Below are 23,632 nucleotides of genomic sequence, written 5' to 3'. Positions count from 1 at the left end.
AAGCAGTGCGCACGCCCCTCAGTCGAGCAGCTCCCGCACCACCGCGTCGGCGAGCAGGCGACCCTGCAGGGTCAGGTCGATCCGTCCCCGCACCGCGGCCGACCCGTCCACGAGTCCGCGTGCGATGAGGCCGGCGACCCGGCCACGGGCCTCCTGGCGGATCTCGCTCGTCGCGAGCTCCCCGCGGACCCGCGCCGCCAGCAGCAGTCGCTCGACGTACCGCGTCTCGTCGTCGATGGTCTCGCGGCCGGCGGCCGGCGACTCCCCCGACAGCACCCGGTTCGCGTACGCGGCCGGGTGCTTGACGTTCCACCAGCGCGTGCCGGCGACGGCGGAGTGCGCGCCGGGGCCGACGCCCCACCAGTCGTGGCCCTTCCAGTAGGACAGGTTGTGACGACTCGCGTGCGCGTCGCCGCGCGCCCAGTTCGACACCTCGTACCAGGAGTAGCCGGCGTCGCTGAGCACCTGGTCGGCGAGCTCGTACATGTCGGCGGCCAGGTCGTCGTCGGGGGCGGGGAGCTCGCCCCGGGCGACCATGCGACCCATCGCGGTACCGTCCTCGACGATGAGCGAGTACGCCGACACGTGGTCGGGCTCGCAGGCGATCGCGGCGTCGAGCGAGGTCCGCCAGTCGGCGAGGGACTCCCCCGGCGTCGAGTAGATGAGGTCGAGCGAGACGTCGAGTCCCTGCTGCTTCGCGAGGTCGACGACGACGGGGACCCGGAGCGGGTCGTGCGTGCGGTCGAGCGTGGCGAGCACGTGCGGCACGGCGGACTGCATGCCGTAGCTGATCCGGTTGAAGCCGCCGGCCCGCAGGGTCTCGAGCGACGCCGCGTCGACGGAGTCGGGGTTCGCCTCGGTGGTGACCTCTGCCCCGGGCAGGATGCCCCAGGTGTCGTCGATCGCACGGAGGATCATCGCCAGGTCGGACGCCGGCAGCATGGTCGGGGTGCCGCCGCCGAAGAAGACGGTCGACACCGGCCGCCGCGGCACACCGGAACGATCGAGGACGGTCGCGGCCCACTCGATCTCGCGCACGGCGTGCCCGGCGTAGTCGTCGCGACGGACGCCGCGGAGCTCCGACGCCGTGTAGGTGTTGAAGTCGCAGTAGCCGCAGCGCACGCGGCAGAACGGCACGTGCACGTACACGCCGAAGGGCACGTCACCGGCGGCGGGACCAGCCCCCGGCCCGGCAGCGGAGCCCGCTGCCGCCCACGGGGTGATCAGGCCGTCCGCTGGTGCTGGATCGGCGATCGGGAGAGCACTCGGCATGGAGTCCATTGTCCGTCATGATGGGAGTCATGGAGCACCATCCCGTCCCCACCACGGTCCTGTGGGACATCGACGGCACCCTCGTGATGAACGCGTCGTCCCCGGGCAACCTCTACCACCTCGCCCTCGAACGGGCGGTGGGCCGCGACCTCACCCTGCGGGTCGGGCACCAGCACGGTCGGACCGACGCCGGGCTCATCGCCGAGCACGTGCGCGCCCACGCGTTCGAGGACACCCTGATCCCCTCGGTCAGTCGGCACCTGCACGACCTCACCGCCGAACGGCACGCGTCCGGCGACCACCGCAGCCCGGTCCCCGGTGCGAAGGCGCTCCTGGCCCGGTTCGCCGAACTCGGCTGGCGCAACGGCCTGCTCACCGGCAACTCCGAGTACCGCGCCCGGGTGAAGCTCACCGGCGCCGGGTTCGACGCCGACGTCTTCGACTGGGAGCACTCGTACTTCGGGGACACCGAGGTCGAGCGGGCCGGGGTCACCCTGCGCGCCGCCGCCGAACTGGTCGGCACCCGGGCGGTCATCGTCGGCGACACCCCGCGCGACGGCGAGGCCGCGGACGCCGCAGGCATCCCCTTCCTGGCCGTGGCGACGGGTGTCTACGACGTCGATGCGCTGCGGCACACGAACGCCGTGACCGTCGCACGCGACTGCCAGCAGGACGCCGCCCTCATCGAGGACGCGATCGCCGCGCTCCCACCGCTCCGCTGAGGAGCGGGAGCGGGAACGGGAACGGGAACGGGAACGGGAACGGGAGCGGGAGCAACCGCTAGTCGCCTCGCAGCGCCGCCAGGTACTTCTCCGCCATGACCTTCTGCTGCCGCCGCACGAACGGCGCCACGAAGCGCCACTTCCGGCTCGCCGGCTGCGAGAACTGCCGGACCTGCAGCCACACCGAGCCGTCCGGGGTGCGCTCGACGACGAACGACTCCTCGCCGGAGAGCGGGTGCCCCTCGAGCGTGCCGTAGGCGAACCCCTTGCGGTCGTGCTCGTCGATGATCGACACGACGCGCACCGGTGCCAGCACGGTCTGCCCGAACGCGTGGATCGTCAGCGTCGCGCTGGTGCCCGCCGTCAGCAGCGGGGTGCCGTCGGGGGCGAACTTCTCGACCCGGGGCGTCCCGATGGACGCCGGCGCGATCGGCACACCGTCGTCGTCGAAGGTGACCGGGTTGTACCGGACCTCGTCGTCGTCGGGCTGCTCCTCGACGCGCACGCGGACACCGCTGCGCTCCTGGATCTGCCACGTCAGCGCCTGCACGACGGCGGTCTCGAACCGCTGGTCGCCGTGTCCGATCCGCGCGCGCGACTCGGCCGGCGTGAAGCCGTCCGGTGGGTAGGTCATGAGGTCCGACGCCTGGGTCGCCCCCACCGCGCCGTACGTCAGGGCGGTCCGGTAGCTCCCGCGGATGCTCATGCCGCCATGGTACTTGGGCGGGCCACCCCGGATCGAACCGATCCGCGCTCACCTCCGGCGGATCGGCCCACCCTCGGTGCACCCCGAACTGGAGGCCCGACAACCGCCCGCCCCGCGGCTATCGTCAGCAGGTGCCCCGCCCCACCCCCGCCCGCCCGCGGTCCGCCGACCGCCGGACCGCCGTCCTCGCCGCGCTCACGCTCGTCGCGTTCGGCGTGGCGGCGACCGCCCGGGTGCTGGTGGACGTGACGACCTCGGCCGCAGCGTCGCCCGCGCGGTACGCGACCGCCGCGATCGCCCCCGAGTCGTGGAACGGCTTCGACACCGCGAACGTCATCGCCGCCGTCGGGGCGAGCTGCGCCGGTGCCGGGGTGCTGCTGTTCGGTGCTTCGCTGGTGTCGGCGGTGCGGCGTGATCGCGGCCGCCGGCTGGCGGTGGCCCTCGCGGTCGTGACCCTCGCGATGGTCGTCGGCGCCGTGGTCGCCGGGGTGGCCTCCGGCGAGCAGACCGACTTCGACGCGGCTGCCCACTGGGCCATCCTGCGGACCGCGCTGGCGGGACTTGCCGCAGCGAGCCTCCCGGCCCTCTGCCTGGCCGCGCTGCGGGCTCGCGCCCACCGGAGCGGCTGACCCGGCGCTACTTCTTCTTCTCTTCGACGTCGCCGGAGAGCGCCGCGATGAAGGCCTCCTGCGGGACCTCGACCCGACCGATGGTCTTCATGCGCTTCTTGCCCTCCTTCTGCTTCTCGAGGAGCTTGCGCTTGCGGGTGATGTCACCGCCGTAGCACTTCGCCAGGACGTCCTTGCGCATCGCGCGGATGCTCTCGCGGGCGATGATGCGGGCCCCGATGGCGGCCTGGATCGGCACCTCGAACTGCTGGCGCGGGATGAGCTTGCGGAGCCGCTCGGTCATGAGCGTGCCGTAGGCGTACGCCTTGTCGCGGTGCACGATCGCGCTGAAGGCGTCGACCTGGTCGCCCTGCAGCAGGATGTCGACCTTGACGAGGTCGGCGGCCTGGTCGCCGGTGGGCTCGTAGTCGAGCGACGCGTAACCCTGGGTCTTGCTCTTCAGCTGGTCGAAGAAGTCGAAGACGATCTCGCCGAGGGGCATCTCGTAGCGGATCTCGACGCGGTCCTCGCCGAGGTACTCCATGCCGAGCAGGGAGCCGCGGCGCTGCTGGCAGAGCTCCATGATCGCGCCGACGTAGTCCTTCGGGGCCAGGATCGCGGCGCGGACCATCGGCTCACGGACCTCGACGATGCGCCCGGTCGGGAACTCCGAGGGGTTCGTGACCTCGGTCACGGCGTTGTCCTCGGTCGTGACCTCGTAGATGACGCTCGGGGCCGTGGTGATGAGGTCGAGGCCGAACTCGCGGGACAGCCGCTCGGTGATGATCTCGAGGTGCAGCAGCCCGAGGAACCCGCAGCGGAACCCGAAGCCGAGCGCGACCGAGGTCTCCGGCTCGTAGACCAGTGCGGCGTCGGAGAGCTTGAGCTTGTCGAGCGCCTCGCGGAGCACCGGGTAGTCGCTGCCGTCGATCGGGTACAGGCCCGAGAACACCATCGGCTTCGGGTCCGTGTAGCCGGGCAGCGCCTGGGTCGCGGGCTTCTGCGCGCTCGTGACGGTGTCGCCGACCTTGGACTGGCGGACGTCCTTCACACCGGTGATCAGGTAGCCCACCTCGCCGACGGACAGCCCCTTCGTGGGCTTCGGCTCCGGGCTCGAGACCCCGATCTCCAGGATCTCGTGCGTCGACTTGGTCGACATCATCTGGACCTTCTCGCGGGGCGAGATGGTGCCGTCGATCATGCGGACGTAGGTGACGACGCCGCGGTAGCTGTCGTAGACCGAGTCGAAGATCATCGCGCGGGGCGCCGCTTCGGCGTCGCCGACGGGGGCCGGAACACGACGGACGACCAGGTCGAGGAGCTCGGGCACCCCGACGCCCGTCTTGCCGGACACCCGGAGGACGTCCTCGGGCTTGCCACCGATGAGCTGTGCGAGCTCGGCGGCGTACTTGTCCGGTTCGGCCGCCGGCAGGTCGATCTTGTTGAGGACCGGGATGATCTCGAGGTCGTTCTCGAGCGCCAGGTACAGGTTCGCGAGCGTCTGCGCCTCGATGCCCTGGGCTGCGTCGACGAGCAGGATCGCGCCCTCGCAGGCGGCCAGGGAGCGCGAGACCTCGTACGAGAAGTCGACGTGCCCGGGGGTGTCGATCATGTTCAGCGCGAAGGTCTCACCGTCGAGTTCCCACGGCATGCGCACGGCCTGCGACTTGATCGTGATGCCGCGCTCGCGCTCGATGTCCATGCGGTCGAGGTACTGCGCACGCATCGCGCGGTCCTCGACGATGCCGGTGATCGACAGCATGCGGTCGGCCAGCGTCGACTTGCCGTGGTCGATGTGCGCGATGATGCAGAAGTTGCGGATCGCGTCGGCCGGGGTCGCTGCGGGCTCCAGCGGTGCGGATGCTTGTGGGCTCACGGTTCCTCAGGTGGGTCGGACGGTCGCAACAGTCTCCCACGCTTCACCCGACCTGGAGGCACGGCGCGCGTCCGCCACGCACGGTGCGCGTTCGGTGCGCGTTTGGTGCGCCCTCGCGCCGGCGTCCTGGACCCCGCACGGTGCGAGGGCGGCGGGGCCGTGCGCACTTGACCGCCCGGTGACCGGATGCTGCGCGGCACGGGGCGAGCAGCCTCGCACCAGGCGGAGGACCACGCACCGTGCGCCGTCCTGCCGACCGGCACCGGGCCTCCTGGCCGTGTGGACCGCGCGTCAGACGGTCGCGTGCACCGGAGCCGGCAGGGCACCGAGGCCGCGCCGGAGGTCCTCCGCGGTGGCTGCGAGGCAGACGCGGATCCACCCCTCGCCGGTGCGTCCGAAGGCGCTGCCCGGTGCGACGGCGACCCGCTCGCGCTGCAGGAACCCGAGCGCCCACTCGGCGATGTCCCCGTCGGAGGCGTGCGACATGTCGACCCACAGGTAGAACGCCCCGCGCGGGTCGAGGTACCGGATGCCGGCGGCGTCGAGCGTCTCCTTCGCGACCTCGAGGTTCGCGCGGTAGTGCTCCCGGGCGTCGCGCACCGCGGAGTGGTCCCCCACGATCGCCGCGAGGGCCGCGTACTGGTCGGGTTCGGCGACACAGCTGATCATGGCCTCCTGCGTGGTCCGCATCGTCGCGCCGAGCCCCTTCGGCGTGACGAGGTAGCCGACGCGGACGCCGGTCATCGCGTACGTCTTGCTGAGCGAGAACGCCGAGAACACGCGGTCGTCCTCGTCGAGCGCCGCCAGGCTGACGTGCCGGGTGCCGTAGGTGAAGTACTCGTAGACCTCGTCGCTGATGACCCAGAGGTCGTGCCGCTTCGCGAAGGCCAGCAGCGCGCGCAGGGTCTCCTCGCCGAAGACCGAGCCGAGCGGGTTCGACGGCGAGTTGACGACGATCACCCGGGTGCGTTCGGTGACGCTCGCCTCGAGGGCCTGCAGGTCGGGTTCGAACCCGTGCTGCGGCTCCAGCCGGTACGGCACCGGGGTCGCCCCGATGATGTGGGCGTTCATCGTGAAGGTCGTGTAGCCGGGGTCCGGCACGAGCACCTCGTCGCCCGGGCTCAGGGTCAGCGTCATCGCCTGGAACAGTGCCTGCGTCGCACCGATCGTCATCCAGATCTGCTCGAGGTCGGCCTCGATCCGGTTCTCACGGCGGAGCTTGTCGCGGACAGCTTCGCGGAGAGGCGCGATCCCGCCGTTCGGGGTGTACCCGGTGCGGTCCTCGGTCCAGGCACGACGGGCTGCCTCACCGATGTGCGGTGCCACCGGGACGTCCGGCTCGCCGATCACGAGCATCGTGACGTCGGTGCCGCTCGACTGCAGCAGGGCTGCCTGCTCGAAGACCCTCCGGATGCCGGAGGCGGGCACGGTGTCGATGCGCGGTGCGAGGGAGGGCATGTCCGTCACGGTATCCGGTGCGTGTTGCCGTGGGGTTTCGGCGCGGTCGGCCGCGGGCTTCCGCCGATCCGGCGGTGTTTCGTGCTTTGGTGGCAGCCCGCTTGCCTGGTAGTGTTGGTGGCTGGCTTCCGCGTTCCCCGCCCACGGGTGGAACGCGATGCGACCAAGGGCCCCTCTACCCTGCGGTCGCGCCCACCCGTACGAGACGAGCAGGAGCAATTCATGGCGAACATCAAGTCGCAGATCAAGCGCATCAAGACCAACCTCAAGGCCACCGAGCGCAACAAGGCGTACAAGTCGGAGCTCAAGACGCACATCCGTCGTGCCAACGACGCCGTCGCCGCCGGCGACAAGGACAAGGCCGTTGCTGCCCTGGCCCTCGCGTCGAAGAAGCTCGACAAGGCCGTGAGCAAGGGTGTCATCCACAAGAACCAGGCCGCGAACCGCAAGTCGGCTATCGCGAAGAAGGTCTCGTCGCTCTGACGTCCTGACCCTTCTGGTCCGAAGGCCCCGCACCGTCGGTGCGGGGCCTTCGTCGTGCGTGGGGCTTTTGGTTTGGTGCGGTGGTCGGCGTGGGGTGCGTTGGGTTCGCTTCGTGAGCAGAAACGGTCGGGTCGCGAGGGCGCACCCGACCGTTTCTGCTCACGAAGTGCCGGCCGACAGGCGCGGGACAGCCGGGAGGCCCGACTCGCCTCAGCGGGGCTCGCCGCGTCGGGCGATGGTGCGGACCATGACCTCGAGCGCGTAGTGCGCGTCGCGCGAGCCACCCTTCACCGCGGTGTCGGCCTCGGCGATGCTGATGATGGCGTTGGCCAACCCGGACTCGCTCCAGCCGGCGACGTCACGCTGCGCGCGCTGCACCTGCCACGGCGCCATGCCGAGCGCCGAGGCCGCCTGCCCGCTCGGACCCCGGAAGGCGCTGACCTTCGCCATCGTGCGGATCTTGCTCGCGAACGCGGCGACGATCGGCACGGGTGCCTCGCCGGTGGCCAGGGCGTGCCGCAGCTCGACGATCGCCGGTGCCGACCGGCCCGCGAGCGCGATGTCGGCGACCTTGAACGCGTTCGTCTCGACGCGACCGCCGTAGTACTTGTCGACGACCTTGTCGGTGATCTCCTCGGCCTCGTCCGCGAGGAGCTGTCGGCAGGCGGCGGCGAGTTCGGCGAGGTCGTCGGCGAACGCGGTCACCAGGGTCCGGACGGCGGAGGGCGCGATCCGGCGTCGTGCGGCGCGGAACTCGGCGTTCACGAAGTCGATGCGGTCGGTCTCGCGCTTGAGCTCGTCGCACAGCACCTCGACCCCGCCGCCGACACCGCTGCGGATCGTGTCGAGGAGCTTCTTGCCGCGCACACCACCCCCGTGCCGGAGCACCAGGGTGACGTCGTCGGCGGGGGCTTGCAGGTACGAGATCGTCTCGGTGATGAAGGCGTCGGTGCACTTCTCGACGTTCGTGACCTGCACGAGTCGCGGCTCGCCGAACAGCGACGGGCTGGCGAGGGTGGCGAGGAGCCCGGGGGCGTACTGGTCGGCTTCGAGGTCGTGCACCTCGAGCGCGGGGTCCTCGCCCTGCAGCAGGTCCTTCAGCACACCGCGGGCGCGATCGGCGAGGAACGCTTCGGGCCCCGTGATGAGCACGACGGGCGCCGGACGGATCCCCGACCAGGGCACCTGGTCGATCTTCGCTGCGGCGCGCGCGGGCTTCTTGGCGGCCATGTGGTCCTTCCGGTGGTGCCGGCCCGGACGGTGCCGGGTCGAGTGGTGCACCGTCGATCCTACGGGCGGCCGCCGACGACGAGCGCTCCGTCCACACCCGCACCTCGTCGCTGCCGGACCGGGCGAGCACCACGGTGCCGAGCTCGTCGGTGCGGAGCGGCAGCGTGCCCGCGGCCTCGAGCATGCCGAGGGCCGATGCCGTCGGGTGTCCGTAGGTGTTGTCCGCGCCGACCCCGATGAGCCCGACCCGCGCGGCGAGCCCCCGGTAGAGCTGCGGGTCCTGGTCGGCCGAGCCGTGGTGCGCCACCTTCACGACGTCGATCGGCCCCACCGGAAGCTCCCCGGCGTTCCGGAGCCGACGCTGCGACGACTCCCCCAGGTCGCCGAGGAACACCCCGGTCAGGCACGCCGGACAGGAGTCTCCGTCGGCCGGCCCCGTGACCAGCACGATGCTCGCGTCGTTGCCGGCGGCACGGTTGCCGACCAGCGGCCACACCACACGCCAGGCGAGCGGCCCGAGGGTTCCGGAGACCCGGTCTTGAGCCGTCCGGACGTCGACACCGGCACGCCGGAGGTCGTCGACCACCCGCTCGTCCGACGCACGGCCCACGGGTCCGACCAGGGCGGTCTCGACGGTGCCGGCCACAGCGTCCACCGCACCGACGTGGTCGCGGTCGAAGTGCGTCAGGACGAGCAGGTCGATCCGGGAGACCCCGAGCAGGTCCAGGCACGCCCGGAGCCGTTCCTCGTCGTCGCCGGTGTCCACGAGCGCGACGGCGTCGTCACCGCGGACCAGCACGGCGTCCCCCTGCCCGACGTCGCACGCGGCGACCGACCAGTCGCCCGGCACCGAGCCCCGGACGACGAGCACCGGGACGGTGACCGCTGCGACACCGACCACGACCACGACCCCCGCGGCGAGCAGCAGCCGGGAGCCGATCCACCCCCGGACCAGCACGGCGACCGCGATGCAGCCGCACACGAGCACGGCGGCGGCCACACCGAGCACCCCGGCCGGCCAGGGTGCCGAGGCGTACGGCAGGGCGGCCGCCCCGTGTGCAATGCCCCCGACGGCGGCGGCCGGGACCCAGGCGACGGCCGCGAGCCCCTGCGCACCCACCGGCCACACCGGAGCGAGGCCACACGCGGCGAGTCCGACCACCGTGACGACCGGCGCGAACGGCTCCGCCAGCAGGTTCGCCGGCACCGCGTAGGTCGGGAGCGCCGCCGACAGCGGGATCGTCACCGGCCAGCACGCCACCTGCGCCGCGACGGGGATCGCGAGTGCCGCGGCGACCGGCGGCCACACACGACGCGCCAGGAGCTCGGTGAGCTGCGGTCCGAGCACCACGATCCCGCTCGTGGCGAGCACGGACAGGGCGAACGCGAACGACCGGGCGAACCAGGGGTCGACGACGAGCATGCCGACCGCGGCGAGGGCGATGAGCGGGACGCCCCGCACCGGTCGGCCGGCCAGGTGCACGACGAGCACCACGATCGCCATCACCGTCGCCCGGACGATCGAGGGGTCGGGCCGCACGAGCACGACGAACACCAGGAGCACGCCGACGGCCGCCGCCGCTCGGGGGCCTCTCGGGAGCCCGCAGGCACGGCCGAGGACCACGACGAGGCCGACCACCACCGCGCAGTTCGCCCCGGACACCGCCGTCAGGTGCGTCAGCGCCGAGGTCTCCATGGCTGCCTCGGTCGTCGGGTCGAGGCCGGAGCGGTCCCCGATCGCGAGTCCGCGCAGCAGTGCCGCTCCGGGCTGCGGCAGGTCGGCAGTGGCCCGTACGAAGGCCTGTCGCGCGGTGTCGGTGGCGCCGAGCAGCCCGTCGGGCGGCACCGACGACGGCGCCCCGCGCAGGAACGCCACGAACGCGGTCGCCGATCCGGGTTCGTCCGGCTGCACGGCGGCGGTCACGGTGACCCGGGCACCGGCTGCCAGCACGGCTCCCGGTGCACCGCCGTGCTGGTCGGGGACGAGTCGGATCGGCACGCGGAGCCCGTCGAGGTCGTCCGCACGCACGAGCGTCGCGGTGACGGAGCGGTCACCCGGCACGAGGTCGCGGGTCAGCACCGCCTCGACGTCGACGCGCCCTGCCCCCGGCCCGGCGACGAGCGCACGCAGCGGTTCCGGGGCCCGCCGGGACTCCCCCACGGTGACCGACACCGCGAGCAGCGTCGTCAGGGCCCCCGCGACGAGCAGGAGCCCGGCGACGACCGGCACGACCCCGGTGCCCCGTCGCCACCGGAGCACGATCCCGCTGACGCCGGTGAGGAGCGCCGCGGCCCCACCGACCACGGCTGCCACGTCGGGCACGCCGACGAGCAGGGCGGTCGCGATCCAGGCGACCGCCACCGGCACCGCGACCCGCAGGTCGATCGCACTCGGCGCGAGCTGCACCGTCGCCCCTCAGACCCGCACACGATCGCGGAGCTCGGCGAACCGCACGTCGCCGATGCCGCTGACGTCGAGCAGGTCCTCGACCGTGGTGAACCGGCCGTGCTCGTCACGCCAGGCGATGATCCGCCCGGCGAGCCCCGGTCCGATGCCGGGCAGGGTCTCGAGCACGGCCTGGTCGGCGGTGTTCAGGTCGACGACGGCGGACTCCTCGCCCCCGGTGCCCGCCGCGCCACCGCCGCTCCCGGCCCCGGCCCCGGCAGTCGGCCCGGCGGCAGCACCGTCCGCCACCGGCCCGAGCGCCTCCGGCACCTCCTGTTGCCCGACCCGCGGCACGTACAACCGCTCGCCGTCCGTCAGCACCCGCGCCAGGTTCAGCCGGTCGAGGTCGGCGTCATCGGTGGCCCCACCAGCACGTTCGAGCGCGTCACCGACCCGGCTCGATGCCGGCAACTCGACCACGCCGCTCCGCCGCACCGCCCCGAGCACGTGCACCACGACGCGCCCGGCACCAGGAGCGGACGGAGCAGCACCGGCAGACGCACCAGCCGACGGCGACGGGCCGCCCGACGCCGCACCGGCCGTCGGCGCCCCACGCACGACGACCCCGCCCGTTCCTCCGGCACCCTCGCCACCACCCGACACCAGCGCCCCGACGAGCACCACGAGGACGGCGACCACCACCACGACCGCCGCCAGCACCACGGCTGCCCGCGGTGACAACGCGAGACGGGACCACCAGGGTCCGGGAGACGACGGGGACGACATGCCCGAACGCTACGGAGCCCGGCCGATCGGCCGGGCTCCGGAGTTCACACCCGTGGACGGGTGCCGCGAACGCCCCTGCTGTGAGGGACGACGCCAGCGACGGTCGCTACCCCTTGATGGCGATGTTCACGAGCTTCGGCGCCCGGACGATCACCTTCACGATCTCCCGGTCACCGATGTACCGCTGCACGTTCGCCGACGACCGTGCGAGCTGCTCGAGGTCGTCCGCCTCGATCGACTTCGACACCTCGAACGAGTCACGCACCTTGCCGTTGACCTGTACGACGGCGGTCAGGGTCTCCTGCACGAGCAGCGTCGGGTCGGCCTTCCGCCAGCCGTACGTGGCGACGGTGGCCTCGTAGCCCAGCCGCTCCCACATCTCCTCGCCGGTGTACGGCGCGAAGACGCTCAGCCCGAGCGCGATGGTCTCGACGGCCTCGCGCACGGCGGGGTCACCGGCACCGGGGCCGCTGTCGATCGCCTTGCGGGTGACGTTGACCAGGTCCATCAGTCGCGCGATCACGACGTTGAACTTGAACGACTCCATCATCCCGGGGGCGTCCGCGAGGAACCGGTGCGTGACCTGGCGGAGAGCCCGGTCGCCGTCGGCCCACACGACGTCGCGTGCGGACGTGACGTCGAGCGCCAGGCGGTACGCCCGCGCCAGGAACCGTGCGGAGGCGGACGGGGAGACGTCCTCCCAGTTGATGTCGTCCTCCGGCGGGCCCGCGAAGCCCATCACCAGGCGGATGGCGTCGACGCCGTTCGCGTCGAGCTCGTCACCGAGCGAGACGCCGCCCTTCGACTTCGACATCTTCGAGCCACCGGACAGCACCATGCCCTGGTTGAGCAGTGCCGAGAACGGCTCGGTGAAGTCGAGGTACCCGAGGTCGAACAGGACCTTCGTGACGAAGCGGGCGTAGAGCAGGTGCAGGATCGCGTGCTCGATGCCGCCGATGTACTGGTCGACCGGAGCCCAGCGGCGCGCGGCTGCCGGGTCGAACGCCTGGGTGTCGTCGTTCGCCGACAGGAACCGCAGGAAGTACCACGACGAGTCGACGAAGGTGTCCATCGTGTCGGTGTCGCGGAGCGCGGGCGTGCCGTCGACGGGGTTCGGGACGTTCACCCAGTCGGTCGCGCCACCGAGCGGGGACGTGCCCTTGGGCTTGAGGTCGAGCCCCTCGGTGTCGGGCAGCACGATCGGCAGCTGGTCCTCGGGCACCGGGTGCTCGGTGCCGTCGGCGCCGTGGATGATCGGGATCGGGGTGCCCCAGAAGCGCTGGCGCGAGATGAGCCAGTCGCGCAGGCGGTAGGTCTTGGCGGCACGGCCGGTGCCGCGCTCCTCGAGCAGCGCGATGGCAGCGGTGATGGCGTGCTGCTTCGACATGCCGTCGAGCGGCCCGGAGTTGATCATCCGGCCCTGACCGGTCAGCGCTTCGCCGGTGGCGACCGGGTCGAGGGTCGGCACGTCGAAGTCGTCGAGCGTCGCGCCCTCGGGGATGACCGGGATCGCTCCGGTGACGGCGGCGTTCGTGTCGACGACCACCTTGACGGGCAGGTCGAACGCCCGCGCGAAGTCGAGGTCGCGCTGGTCGTGCGCGGGCACGGCCATCACGGCGCCGTGGCCGTAGTCGGCGAGCACGTAGTCGGCGGCCCAGATGGGCAGGCGCTCCCCGGTGAGGGGGTGGATCGCCGACCGGCCGAGCGGCACGCCGGTCTTCGGGCGGTCGGCGTTCTGCCGGTCGATCTCGGACGTCTTCTGCGTTGCCGTCAGGTAGGCGTCGAAATCGTCACGGACCGAGGCCGGCACCGACGGGTCGGCGACGAGCTCAGCCGCCAGGTCGGAGTCCGGCGCGACGACCAGGAACGTCGCCCCGTGGATCGTGTCCGGGCGGGTGGTGAAGACCGTGACGGGCTCGTCGCGGCCCTCGATCACGAAGTCGACGTCGGCACCGACCGAGCGGCCGATCCAGTTGCGCTGCTGCGCGATGACCTTCGCCGGCCACCGTCCCTCGAGCTGGTTCAGGTCGTCGAGCAGCCGGTCGGCGTACTCGGTGATCTTGAAGTACCACTGCGTGAGCTTCTTCTTCACGACGACGGCGCCGGACCGGTCCGAGGTGCCGTCGGGCAGGACCTGCTCGTTCGCGAGCACGGTCTGGTCCACCGGGTCCCAGTTGACCCAGCTGTCCTTGCGGTACGCCAGGCCCTTCTCGTACATCTTCAGGAACAGCCACTGGTTCCACTTGTAGTACTCGGGGTCCGAGGTGTGGATCTCGGTGGTCCAGTCGAACGACGGCGCGTAGCGCTTGAAGGACGCCTTCTGCTGCTCGATGTTCGCGTAGGTCCAGTCCTTCGGGTCCACCCCGCGCTTGATCGCCGCGTTCTCGGCGGGCAGCCCGAACGAGTCCCAGCCGATCGGGTGCAGCACGTTGAAGCCCTGCTGGCGCCAGTAGCGTGCGACGAAGTCCCCGAGGGCCCAGTTCTCGGCGTGCCCCATGTGCAGGTCGCCGGACGGGTAGGGGAACATCTCGAGGATGTACTTGCGCGGACGGGTGTCGTCGAGGTCGGTGGTGAAGAGCCCGAGCTCTTCCCAGCGGGGCTGCCACTTCTCCTGGATACGACGGAAGTCGTAGGCGTTCGGGTCCTCGGCGTGCTGCTCGGTGGTCACGGTCGTCAACGATACAAGCCGGGAGGCCCGTCCCGCGTCCGCCTGTCGGCTCAGCCGGCGAGCAGGCGTCCGTCCCGCATCCGCAGGGTGCGGTCGACCAGGTCCGGCGCCACCGGGACGTGCGACACGATGACGACCGTCCGGCCCGCTGCGCGGGCCGTGGTGACGAGGTCACGCAGCACGGCGTCACCGAGGTCCGGGTCGACGTCGGCGGTCGGTTCGTCGAGCACCAGCACCGGGAACGCGTGCAGCAGTGCGCGGGCGAGCGCGAGCCGGTGCGCCTGGCCGCCGGACACGAGCACGCCGCGTTCCCCGACCGAGGCGTCCAGCCCGCCCCGCCGGACGACCCACTCCCCCAGGCCGACCCGGTCGAGCACGGCGAGCAGTTCGTCGTCGGTCGCGGTCTCGCGGGCGAAGAGCAGGTTCTGCCGCACCGACTGGTCGAACACGAACGGGTCCTGTTCGATCAGGCCGACCCGGGCCCGCACCGCGTCGGGGTGCATCGCCTTCGCCTCGACGCCGTCGAGCGTGTAGGAGCCCTCGTGCTCCACGAACCGGACGAGCGCGTCGACCAGGGTCGACTTGCCGGCACCGCTCGGCCCCTGGAGCACGACGACCTCGCCGGGGGCGAGCGTGAACGAGACCCTGTCGACCGCCGGCTCGGCCGCCCCCGGCCAGCGGACCGTGAGGTCGTGGACGGCGAGTGTGACCGGTCCCTCGACCACGAGCGACGCCGGGTCGGCGTCCTCGTCGGGCTCGGGGACGATGCCGACGGGCACCTCGGCGGGCACGACCTGCTCGACCCGTTCGGCCGCAGCACGCACCCGGCGGAGCGTCAGGACGGCGAGGGGGACGGTCCCGACGACCTCGAAGAGCGCGAGCGGCACGAAGACCGCCAGTGCCCAGAGCGGACCGTCCAGCGCACCGGACACCACGGCGGGGGCACCGACGGCGAGGATCCCGATCACCGCACCGCCGCCGACCAGGCCGACGAGTGCACCGACGAGCGACTCGACCGTGCCACGGCGCCGGACGGCCCGGGTGACCCCGGCGTCGAGCCGGGCGATGTGCGCGAGCCGCTCGTCGAGGGTGCCGTACGCGGCGAAGACGTCGAGCGTCCGGACGGTGTCGAGCACCAGGTCCGCGACGCGACCCCGGTCGGCGGCGGTCTCACGGTCCGAGCGCTCGGCGATCGACCGGGTGACGATCGTGCCGACCAGGGCCGCGACCGCCAGCGCGAGGACGAGGACGAGCGCCGCCGGCACCGACACCAGCGCCACGGCGACCACCGACAGCACCGCGACGACCCCGGCGGAGACGAGCGGGCCGACGACACGGATCGGCAGGTCCTGCAGCCGGTCGGTGTCGGTCACCAGGCGCGTCATGAGGTCGCCGCGTCCGGTCCGCCCGAGCCCCGCGGGCGCGATCGACGCCAGCCGCCGGTACATCTCCGTCCGCACCACGGCCAGTTGCCGGAAGGACGCGTCGTGCCCGGCGAGCCGGTCGACGTACCGGAGCACGGCACGCCCCAGCGCGAACGCGCGCACCCCGACCATCACGAGCGTCAGGTACAGGATCGGCGGGTGCTCGGCGGCACGGGTGATCAGGTAGCCGCTCGCGGCGAGGAGCGCGACCGCGCAGACCGCGCTGAGCGACCCGGCGGCGACCGCCTTCGCCCAACCCGACCCGTGCGGCATCGCGAGCCGCAGGACGGAGCCGCCACGGGCCTCCCGGCTCATGCGCGCACCCCCCTGCGGACCGTCACGGACCCGCCGACGCCGACGTCCACGCGGACGTCGGCCGCGGCGACGACCGCGGGTCGGTGGCTGGCGACCACGACGACGGCGCCGTCGGCCACCAGGCCTCGGGCTGCCGCGATGACGCGTTCCTCGGACTCGGCGTCCAGCGCGGACGTCGGCTCGTCGAGCAGCACGAGGGGCGTGGCGGCGCGGCGCGCGCGGTACAGCGCGCGTGCGACGGCGACACGCTGGGCCTGGCCGCCGGACAGTCCGCTGCCACCGGCGCCGACCGGGAGGCCCGGGTCGAGTCCCAGCCCCGAGTCGCCCAGGGCGGTGCGCACGTCGGCGTCGTCGGGGGTCGCGCTGAGCGCGACGTTCTCGGCGATCGTCCCGCGGACGAGACGCGGCCGCTGGTCGGCCCAGGTGGTGCGCTCGGCGACGGAGGCACCGGCCGGGCCGGGCACGGTGACGGTGCCGTCGTGCGGCAGGACGCCGCGGAGTGCGGCGATGATGCTCGACTTGCCGGAACCGCTCGGGCCGGCCAGCACGACGACGGTGCCGGGCTCGGCGTGCAGGTCGAACGGCCCGATCACGACGTCGGGCCGGCTGACGGTGAGTCCGCGGACGTCGAGCCCCCGGACGTCCCCGGCGGTGGCGGGTGCTGCGGGGTCCGTGTCGGTCCCGCTGCCGCCGCTGCGGCCGGTCGCGGACGGTGATACGGTCTCGGCGTCGGCCAGCACGTCGAGCACCGCGGCCGACGCCTCGACGCCGTCCTGGGCGGCGTGGAAGTCGGCGCCGACCTGGCGGATGGGGGCGAAGGCCTCCGGTGCCAGCACGAGCACGAACATCGCGGCGCCGAGGCCGAGGGAGCCGTCCACCAGGCGGATGCCGATCGAGACGGCGACCAGTGCGACGGACAGGCTCGCGGCGAGCTCGAGCGCGAAGCCGCTCACGAAGGACAGCCGGAGGACGCCGATCGTGCCGCGACGGTACTCGTCGGTGACCGCCCCGATGCGACCGACCTGGCGGCGCGCACGGCCGAAGACCTTGAGCGTGGCGAGCCCCTCGACGGCTTCGGTGAAGGCGCCACCGAGCTTCGCGAGGGCGTCCGACTGCTTCCGCTGCAGCGACTGCGTCGCCAGGCCGATCAGGATCATGAAGACGGGGATCACCGGCAGGGCGAAGAGGATGACCAGCCCGCTCGTCAGGTCGCCCAGGCCGATCGCGACCAGGAGCATCGGCGTCGCGATCGCTGTGAGCGCGAGCTGCGGCAGGTACCGGCCGAAGTAGGCGTCGAGTGCGTCGAGCCCGGGACCGAGCGTGGTGGCGAAGCCGGCGCTCGACCGGCCGGCGAGCCACGACGGACCGCGCTCGGCGGCACGGGCGAGCACCGTCGTGCGCATCTCGCTCTTCACCTTCGCCGCAGCGCGTGCCGCCAGGTCGTCGGTCGCCCACGCGGCCACCGCACGCAGGACGAACGCCGCGCCGAGCAGCGCGAGCGCCTGCCCGAACGCCGCCGGGACCGTGCCGTCGGCGGCGGCGTCGACCCCGAGGGTGACGGCCGCGGCGATCCCCCACGCGATCGCGATGGTCGCGAGCGTGCGGAGGACACCCGTGCCGGCGGCGGCGACGATGAAGCCGCGCGCCGTCCGGGACAACCGCAGGAGTCGGGGGTCGAGGGGCTTCATCGTCGTCCGCCTAGTGCGCGGCCGCGGTGACCTGGGCGCGGGAGACGCGCTTGCGGAACACCCAGTAGGTCCAGGCCTGGTACGCGAAGACCAGGGGCACGAAGATCAGCGCGACCCAGCTCATCACGGTGAGCGTGTACGACCCGGACGAGGCGTTGTACACGTTCAGGCTGTTCGCGACGTCGTTCGAGGCCGGCATGACGTCCGGGAAGATCGCCGTGAACATCGCGAGCACGATCGCGGCGATGGTGACCGCCATCAGGGTGAAGGCACGCCCCTCCTTGCCCCAGGCGTTGCAGAGCACCGCGAGCACCAGGGCCAGGGCGGCGACCACGGAGAGCACCAGCGAGGCCGGGGTGGCCCGGACGAAGGCCATCGACACCAGGAACGCGGCGCCGACGACGATCGTGACGATGCCGGCCCGGGTCGCCAGGCGCTTGGCGCGGACGCGGATGTCGCCCTCGGTCTTCAGCGCGACGAAGACGACCCCGTGGGTGAAGAACACCAGCAGCGTCGCGGCACCGGTCAGCAGCGCGAACGGGTTGAGCAGGTCGAAGATCGTGCCGGTGTAGTTGTGCCCGGCGTCCATCGGGATGCCACGGACGACGTTGCCGAACGCGACGCCCCACAGGAACGACGGCACGGCACTGCCGACGATGATCATCAGGTCGAAGCGGCGCTTCCACTCGAGGTGCTTGTTCTGGTGCCGGTACTCGAACGACACCCCTCGCAGGATGAGTGCAGCGAGGATGAGCAGCAGCGCCAGGTAGAAGCCGGAGAACATCGTGGCGTACCACTCCGGGAACGCCGCGAACAGGCACGCCCCGGCGACGATGACCCAGGTCTCGTTGAGGTCCCAGACCGGGCCGATGGTGTTGATCAGGACCCGACGGTCGGTGTCGTCCTTGCCGAGGAACGGCAGGGACATGCCGACACCGAAGTCGAATCCGTCGAGGACGAAGTAGCCGACGAAGAAGACGCCGACGATCGCGAACCAGAGAACGGGGAGATCCATCAGGCAGCGTCCATTTCTAGTAGACCGTCACTTCGTGCTTGACCTCGCCGGTCTCCTCGTCGACCTCGTCCGGGTCGGCGGGCCCCTCTTGCGCGACCTTCTTGATGAGCTTGAACTCGACGACGGCCAGCGAGCCGTAGATCAGGGTGAAGACCAGCAGCGAGATGAGGACCTCGAGTCCGGTCACGTTCGGCGACACACCGTCCTTCGTCTGGAGCAGCCCGAACACGAGCCACGGCTGGCGGCCCATCTCGGTGAAGACCCAGCCGACGATCATCGCGGCCATCGGCAGCGGCACCGTCCAGGTGGCGATGCGCCACACCCAGCGCTGCGTCGGGAACCGGCCCTTGCGGGTCAGCCACAGCCCGACCAGCGAGACCATGACCGCGCCGACACCGAGGGCGATCATCCAGCGGAACGACCAGTAGGTGACCCAGATGATCGGCTTGTAGTCGCCGGGGCCGTACACCTGCGTGTACTGCGCCTGCAGGTCGTTGATGCCCTCGACCGTGCCGTTGAACGTGTGCGTCGACAGGAACGACAGCAGGTACGGCACCCGGATCGAGAACAGCTCGTGCACGCCGTCGGGCGTGCCGAGCGTGAAGATCGAGAACGAGGCGTCCTTGCCGGTCGCGGTGTTGTACAACGCCTCGGCCGCCGCCATCTTCATCGGCTGCGTGTCGACCATCGTCAGGCCGAGCTGGTCGCCGGTCAGGACGGTCAGCGCGCCTGCCGCGAGCATGGTCCACATGCCGAACTTCAGCGCCGGCAGCATCGTCTCGAGGTTCTGGTTGCGGGCCAGGTGGTAGGCCGCGACCGAGATGATGACCGCCGCGGCGACCATGAAGCAGGCGAAGAGCGTGTGCGGGAACGCGGCCAGGGCGACCTTGTTGCCGAGCACCGCCCAGATGTCGGTGAGCTCCGCACGGCCCTTGGCCTCGTTCATCGCGAAGCCGACCGGGTGCTGCATGAACGCGTTCGCGGCGATGATGAAGTACGCCGACATGATCGTGCCGGCGCTCACGCACCAGATGCTCGCCAGGTGCAGGCCCTTGGGCAGGCGGTCCCAGCCGAAGATCCAGATGCCGATGAAGGCCGCTTCGAAGAAGAACGCCAGGATGCCCTCGAGCGCGAGCGGTGCGCCGAAGACGTCACCGACGAAGCGCGAGTAGTTCGACCAGTTCATGCCGAACTGGAACTCCTGCACGATGCCCGTCACGACACCCATCGCGAAGTTGATCAGGAAGATCCGCCCGAAGAACCGCGTCAGCTGCAGGTAGTGCGCGCGGCCGGTCCGGTACCAGGCGGTCTGGAACACGGCCACAACGGCTGCCATGCCGATCGTCAGCGGGACGAAGAGGAAGTGGTAGATGGTCGTCAGACCGAACTGCCACCGCGACAGGAGGAGCGGATCGAGGAGGTCGTTCATGCGGCGATTCCGAGACGGGTGGCCGCGCGCTGTTCGTGCACGTCAGTTGCTTCCTGTGGAACGGATACATCAGGTGTCACAGCCCTTGGGACACCCCAACGCTATCGCGCTGCATCACACTTCGACAAGTTGTAGAACGACTCCGTGCACAAACGTGCACAGCCCCTGCACGGCACAACCGTGCGGCACGGATGTTCGCGCTGCCTGCTCCACGAACGACGACAGGCGCCGGGTGGATACCCGACGCCTGTCGCTTTGTTCGGAGGGCTGTGGTTACAGCAGACCCTCGGCCTTGAGCCAGTCCTCGGCGATGGTGGACGCCTTCTCCTTGTCGGCCGTGCTCTTGGTGTTGAGCTCGATCAGGGCCTCGGTCGTGAGCTTCTCGTTGACCGAGTCGATCGCGTCCGCAGCCTTCTCGTTGACCTTCTTCGAGACGACCGGCACGACGTTCTGCGGCAGGATCAGGTTCTCCGGGTCCTTCAGCGTGACGAAGCCGTTCGCCTTGATGCTCGGGTCGGCGGTGTAGATGTCGGCCAGCTGGACGGTGTCGTCCTTGAGCGCCTTGACGGTCAGGGCCCCGCCGCCGTCCTCGATCGCCTTGAAGTCGACGTCGACGCCGTAGACCGACTTGAGCCCCTTCGGGCCGTACGGCCGCGTCTGGTTCTCGGAGTTGGCACCCACGGTGAGCTTCTCGTCGACGTTCTTCAGGTCGGCCAGGCTCGTGACGTCGTTGTCCTCGGAGAACTTCTTCGTGACGGTGTAGCTGTCCTGGTCGGTCGCGTCGGCTTCGTCGAGGACCCGGAGGCCCTTCGGCAGGGCCGTGTCGAGCCCGTCGTCGATCTGGTCGGCGGTCTTCGCGTCCGAGTCCTTGTCGAAGTACTGCAGCAGGTTGCCGCTGTACTCGGGCATGACGTCGATGGCGCCCTTCTCGAGCTGCGGGATGTAGACCTCACGCTGCCCGATGTTGAAGTTGCGCTTCACGTCGAAGCCGTCCTTCTCGAGGACCTGGGCGTAGAGCTCGGCGATGATCTCGTTCGAGTAGTACTGCTGCGAGCCGACGACGATGGTCTTCGAGTCGGACGAGTCGCTGGAGCCGCTGTCGAGCGGGTCGCTCGACGCGCAGCCGGCGAGGGCGGCGACGACGCCCACCGCCATCGCGGCGGCGACACCGGCGCGGATCTTGGGTGCTGTGATCACGAGGGATTTCCTTCCGGGAGTGGATTGCGGGCTCGCTCACGCGACCCCTGACGCTGTCGGGCCGACGGGTCCGCGGTGCCCTTCGGCACCGCCGCCCGCTGCAGCACGGCGAACACGATCTCGAACGCGATCGCGAGGGCGATCACGAGGATGGAGGCGCCGAGCATCTCGGCGTAGTCCTGGGTCTTCAGGCCGAGGAAGAAGTACCCGCCGAGGCCACCGGCCCCGACGTACGCGGCGAGCGTGGCCGTTGCGACGACCTGCAGCACAGCGGCACGGATGCCGCCGATCAGGAGCGGGAGCCCGAGCGGGATCTCGACCTTCCACAGGATCTGCCAGCCGGTCATGCCCTGGGCCTTCGCGGCGTCGACGACCCCCGGGTCGACGGACTCGATGCCGGAGTACGCACCGGCGAGCACCGACGGGATCGCCAGGATGACGAGGGCGAGCAAGGGAGCCTGCAGCCCGATGCCGAGCAGCAGACCGAACAGCGAGAGCACGCCGAGCGTCGGGAGCGCCCGCACCCCGCCGGACACGGCGATCGAGAAGCCACGAGCACGGCGGGTGTGGCCGATCGCGTACCCGACCGGCACGGCGATGACCGCGGCGATGAGCACCGCGAGCAGGGTGATCCAGACGTGCTCCCAGAGGCGCGTGGGGATGCCGTTGTACCCGCCGTAGTTCGTGGGGTCGAACACCCATGCGAAGGCCTGACCGATGATCACGAGGAGACCTCCGCTGCTTGCAGGACTCGGCGAGCCTGTCGGCGTGACACCGAGTTCGTCCGGGTCCACGGCATGACCAGGCGCCCGAGCAGCACGAGGAGGCCGTCGAGGGCGAAGGCGAGCACGAGCACCATCACGATGCCGGAGAGGATCTCCTCGTAGATCCCGCGCCCCAGGCCGTCGGTGAACAGCAGGCCGAGACTCGGGATGCCGAGGACCGCGCCGACCGTGGTCAGCGAGATCGTGGAGACGGAGACCACCCGGAGCCCGGCCAGCAGGACCGGACCGGCGAGCGGCAGCTCAACACGGAAGAACCGCTGCGCCGGCGAGTAGCCCATGGCGGTCGAGGCGGACTTGGTCTCGGAGTCGACCGAGGTCAGCCCGTCGACCGTGGAACGGACCATCAGAGCGAGGCCGTACAGCGTCAGACCGATGACGACGTTGATCGGGCTCTGCAGGCCGGTGCCGATGATGCTCGGCAGCGCCACGAACAGGGCGAGCGACGGGATGGCGTAGAGCAGACCGGCGAGGGTCACGATGCTGCTGCCCACACCCGAGGCGAAGCGCGACCCACCGGGGCGCTGCAGCCGGACCACCAGCCACCCGATCGGGATCGACAGCAGGAACGCGACGATGATCGGCGGGATCGCGATCGCGAGGTGGGAGACCGTGTTGTCCCAGATCGTGTCGAGGTTCGCCAGCACCCACTTCACCGGGTGCCCCCACCCTGCGCCGGGGCACCCGGTGCGTCGTGGGACGCTCCGGCCTCTGCTGCTCGGGAGTCGGACTGCGGAACGGCCTCGGCGGCGTCGACGACCCCGACGGGGCCCGTCAGCACGCCGGCTGCACGACCTTCACCGTCGACGACGATCGGACCGGTCGGGGTCTGCTCGACGCGGAGCGCGCGGCGCCCGCGGCCGGCGCCGATGAACGTGGCGACGAAGTCGTCGGCGGGTGCGGCGAGGATCTCGGCCGGCGTCCCCTGCTGGGCGATCTCGCCGCCCTTCTTGAGGATGACGACCTGGTCGCCGAGCTTGAACGCCTCGTCGATGTCGTGCGTCACGAACACGACGGTCTTGCCGAGTTCGCGCTGCAGGCGGATGAGCTCGTCTTGCAGGTCGTTGCGCACCAGCGGGTCCACCGCACCGAACGGCTCGTCCATGAGCAGGATGTTCGGGTCGACGGCCAGCCCGCGGGCCACACCGACGCGCTGCTGCTGGCCGCCGGAGAGCTGTGACGGGTAGCGGTCGGCGAAGGCACGGTCGAGTCCGACGGTGTCCATGAGCTCGAGGGCGCGCTTGCGGGCGTCGGCCTTGGAGACGCCGGTCAGCAGCGGGACGGTCGCGATGTTGTCGACGACCTTGCGGTGCGGCAGCAGCCCGGAGTTCTGCATCACGTACCCGATGTGGCGACGGAGCTCGACGGGGTTGATCCCGGCGACGTCCGAGCCGTCGATCTCGACGGTTCCGGAAGTGGGGTCGACCATGCGGTTGATCATGCGGAGCAGCGTGGTCTTGCCACAGCCGCTGGATCCGACGAAGACGGTGGTGGTCCGGGACGGGATGACCAGATCGAAGTGCTCGACCGCAGTCGTGCCGTCCGGGTAGGTCTTGCGCACCGAGCGGAACTCGATCATGGGGTGCC

General features: G+C 71.2%; 18 protein-coding genes and 1 pseudogene. 3 read left to right on the top strand and 16 right to left on the bottom strand.

Annotated features, from left to right (window positions below):
* Positions 1-18: 18 nt before the first annotated feature.
* On the bottom strand, positions 19-1,272 hold the full coding sequence (hemW, locus tag DEJ19_RS07890) for a radical SAM family heme chaperone HemW (RefSeq protein ID WP_111234280.1): 1,254 nt from the start codon (positions 1,270-1,272) through the stop codon (positions 19-21).
* Positions 1,273-1,301: 29 nt separating this feature from the next.
* Here hemW and DEJ19_RS07885 point away from each other — a divergent pair, with 29 nt between their 5' ends.
* The gene (locus DEJ19_RS07885; RefSeq protein ID WP_181438084.1) at positions 1,302-1,994 is read left to right on the top strand and encodes an HAD family hydrolase; all 693 of its coding nucleotides are present in this window, start codon (positions 1,302-1,304) and stop codon (positions 1,992-1,994) included.
* A 58-nt stretch (positions 1,995-2,052) separates the two neighbouring features.
* On the opposite strand, the gene DEJ19_RS07880 is transcribed toward DEJ19_RS07885, so the two are convergent.
* Complete coding sequence (locus DEJ19_RS07880) at positions 2,053-2,700, bottom strand: DUF1990 domain-containing protein (protein WP_035808235.1); 648 nt, start codon at positions 2,698-2,700, stop codon at positions 2,053-2,055.
* Positions 2,701-2,831: 131 nt separating this feature from the next.
* On the opposite strand from DEJ19_RS07880, the gene DEJ19_RS07875 reads away from it, so the two are divergent.
* The gene (locus DEJ19_RS07875) at positions 2,832-3,329 is read left to right on the top strand and encodes a hypothetical protein (RefSeq protein WP_284176600.1); all 498 of its coding nucleotides are present in this window, start codon (positions 2,832-2,834) and stop codon (positions 3,327-3,329) included.
* 7 nt (positions 3,330-3,336) lie between these two features.
* On the opposite strand, the gene lepA is transcribed toward DEJ19_RS07875, so the two are convergent.
* On the bottom strand, positions 3,337-5,184 hold the full coding sequence (gene lepA / locus DEJ19_RS07870) for a translation elongation factor 4 (protein ID WP_017886664.1): 1,848 nt from the start codon (positions 5,182-5,184) through the stop codon (positions 3,337-3,339).
* Between the two features lie 291 nt (positions 5,185-5,475).
* Entirely contained in the window at positions 5,476-6,642 is a 1,167-nt protein-coding gene (locus DEJ19_RS07865; protein WP_111233532.1) for a pyridoxal phosphate-dependent aminotransferase, read from the bottom strand.
* A gap of 222 nt (positions 6,643-6,864) precedes the next feature.
* Between DEJ19_RS07865 and rpsT the strand changes: the two genes are divergently transcribed.
* Positions 6,865-7,125, top strand: a complete 261-nt coding sequence (gene rpsT, locus DEJ19_RS07860) for a 30S ribosomal protein S20 (protein ID WP_017886662.1) — start codon at positions 6,865-6,867, stop codon at positions 7,123-7,125.
* A gap of 210 nt (positions 7,126-7,335) precedes the next feature.
* Here the strand turns inward: rpsT and holA are convergent, their stop codons facing one another.
* From holA to DEJ19_RS07805, 12 genes and pseudogenes are all read right to left on the bottom strand, one after another.
* Complete coding sequence (holA, locus tag DEJ19_RS07855) at positions 7,336-8,355, bottom strand: DNA polymerase III subunit delta (protein WP_027465301.1); 1,020 nt, start codon at positions 8,353-8,355, stop codon at positions 7,336-7,338.
* A gap of 676 nt (positions 8,356-9,031) precedes the next feature.
* Positions 9,032-10,051: pseudogene (locus DEJ19_RS22015) on the bottom strand (ComEC/Rec2 family competence protein); the annotation flags it as partial.
* A 720-nt stretch (positions 10,052-10,771) separates the two neighbouring features.
* Complete coding sequence (locus DEJ19_RS07850) at positions 10,772-11,527, bottom strand: ComEA family DNA-binding protein (protein WP_111233531.1); 756 nt, start codon at positions 11,525-11,527, stop codon at positions 10,772-10,774.
* Between the two features lie 106 nt (positions 11,528-11,633).
* Entirely contained in the window at positions 11,634-14,195 is a 2,562-nt protein-coding gene (gene leuS, locus DEJ19_RS07845; RefSeq protein WP_111233530.1) for a leucine--tRNA ligase, read from the bottom strand.
* 50 nt (positions 14,196-14,245) lie between these two features.
* On the bottom strand, positions 14,246-15,934 hold the full coding sequence (gene cydC / locus DEJ19_RS07840; RefSeq protein WP_111233529.1) for a thiol reductant ABC exporter subunit CydC: 1,689 nt from the start codon (positions 15,932-15,934) through the stop codon (positions 14,246-14,248).
* Positions 15,931-17,622, bottom strand: coding sequence for a thiol reductant ABC exporter subunit CydD (gene cydD / locus DEJ19_RS07835; RefSeq protein ID WP_111233528.1), 1,692 nt, complete (start codon positions 17,620-17,622; stop codon positions 15,931-15,933). The genes cydC and cydD overlap by 4 nt, the downstream gene beginning before the upstream one ends.
* Before the next feature lie 10 nt (positions 17,623-17,632).
* Complete coding sequence (gene cydB / locus DEJ19_RS07830; RefSeq protein WP_027465276.1) at positions 17,633-18,637, bottom strand: cytochrome d ubiquinol oxidase subunit II; 1,005 nt, start codon at positions 18,635-18,637, stop codon at positions 17,633-17,635.
* Between the two features lie 16 nt (positions 18,638-18,653).
* Entirely contained in the window at positions 18,654-20,066 is a 1,413-nt protein-coding gene (locus DEJ19_RS07825) for a cytochrome ubiquinol oxidase subunit I (protein WP_071405716.1), read from the bottom strand.
* A gap of 273 nt (positions 20,067-20,339) precedes the next feature.
* Positions 20,340-21,263 (bottom strand): ABC transporter substrate-binding protein, encoded by a 924-nt coding sequence (locus DEJ19_RS07820; RefSeq protein WP_110864635.1) that lies wholly within the window; start codon positions 21,261-21,263, stop codon positions 20,340-20,342.
* Positions 21,260-21,988, bottom strand: a complete 729-nt coding sequence (locus tag DEJ19_RS07815) for an ABC transporter permease (protein WP_071405717.1) — start codon at positions 21,986-21,988, stop codon at positions 21,260-21,262. The genes DEJ19_RS07820 and DEJ19_RS07815 overlap by 4 nt, the downstream gene beginning before the upstream one ends.
* Positions 21,985-22,701 (bottom strand): ABC transporter permease, encoded by a 717-nt coding sequence (locus tag DEJ19_RS07810; protein WP_110864634.1) that lies wholly within the window; start codon positions 22,699-22,701, stop codon positions 21,985-21,987. The genes DEJ19_RS07815 and DEJ19_RS07810 overlap by 4 nt, the downstream gene beginning before the upstream one ends.
* The gene (locus DEJ19_RS07805) at positions 22,698-23,624 is read right to left on the bottom strand and encodes an ABC transporter ATP-binding protein (RefSeq protein ID WP_027465271.1); all 927 of its coding nucleotides are present in this window, start codon (positions 23,622-23,624) and stop codon (positions 22,698-22,700) included. Before DEJ19_RS07805 ends, DEJ19_RS07810 begins: the two co-directional genes overlap by 4 nt.
* Positions 23,625-23,632: the final 8 nt, after the last annotated feature.

Origin of the sequence: Curtobacterium sp. MCSS17_016 (assembly GCF_003234255.2) — a bacterium.
In the GTDB taxonomy this organism is placed as follows: domain Bacteria; phylum Actinomycetota; class Actinomycetes; order Actinomycetales; family Microbacteriaceae; genus Curtobacterium; species Curtobacterium flaccumfaciens.
This window is presented reverse-complemented; position numbering and strand designations above follow the sequence as displayed.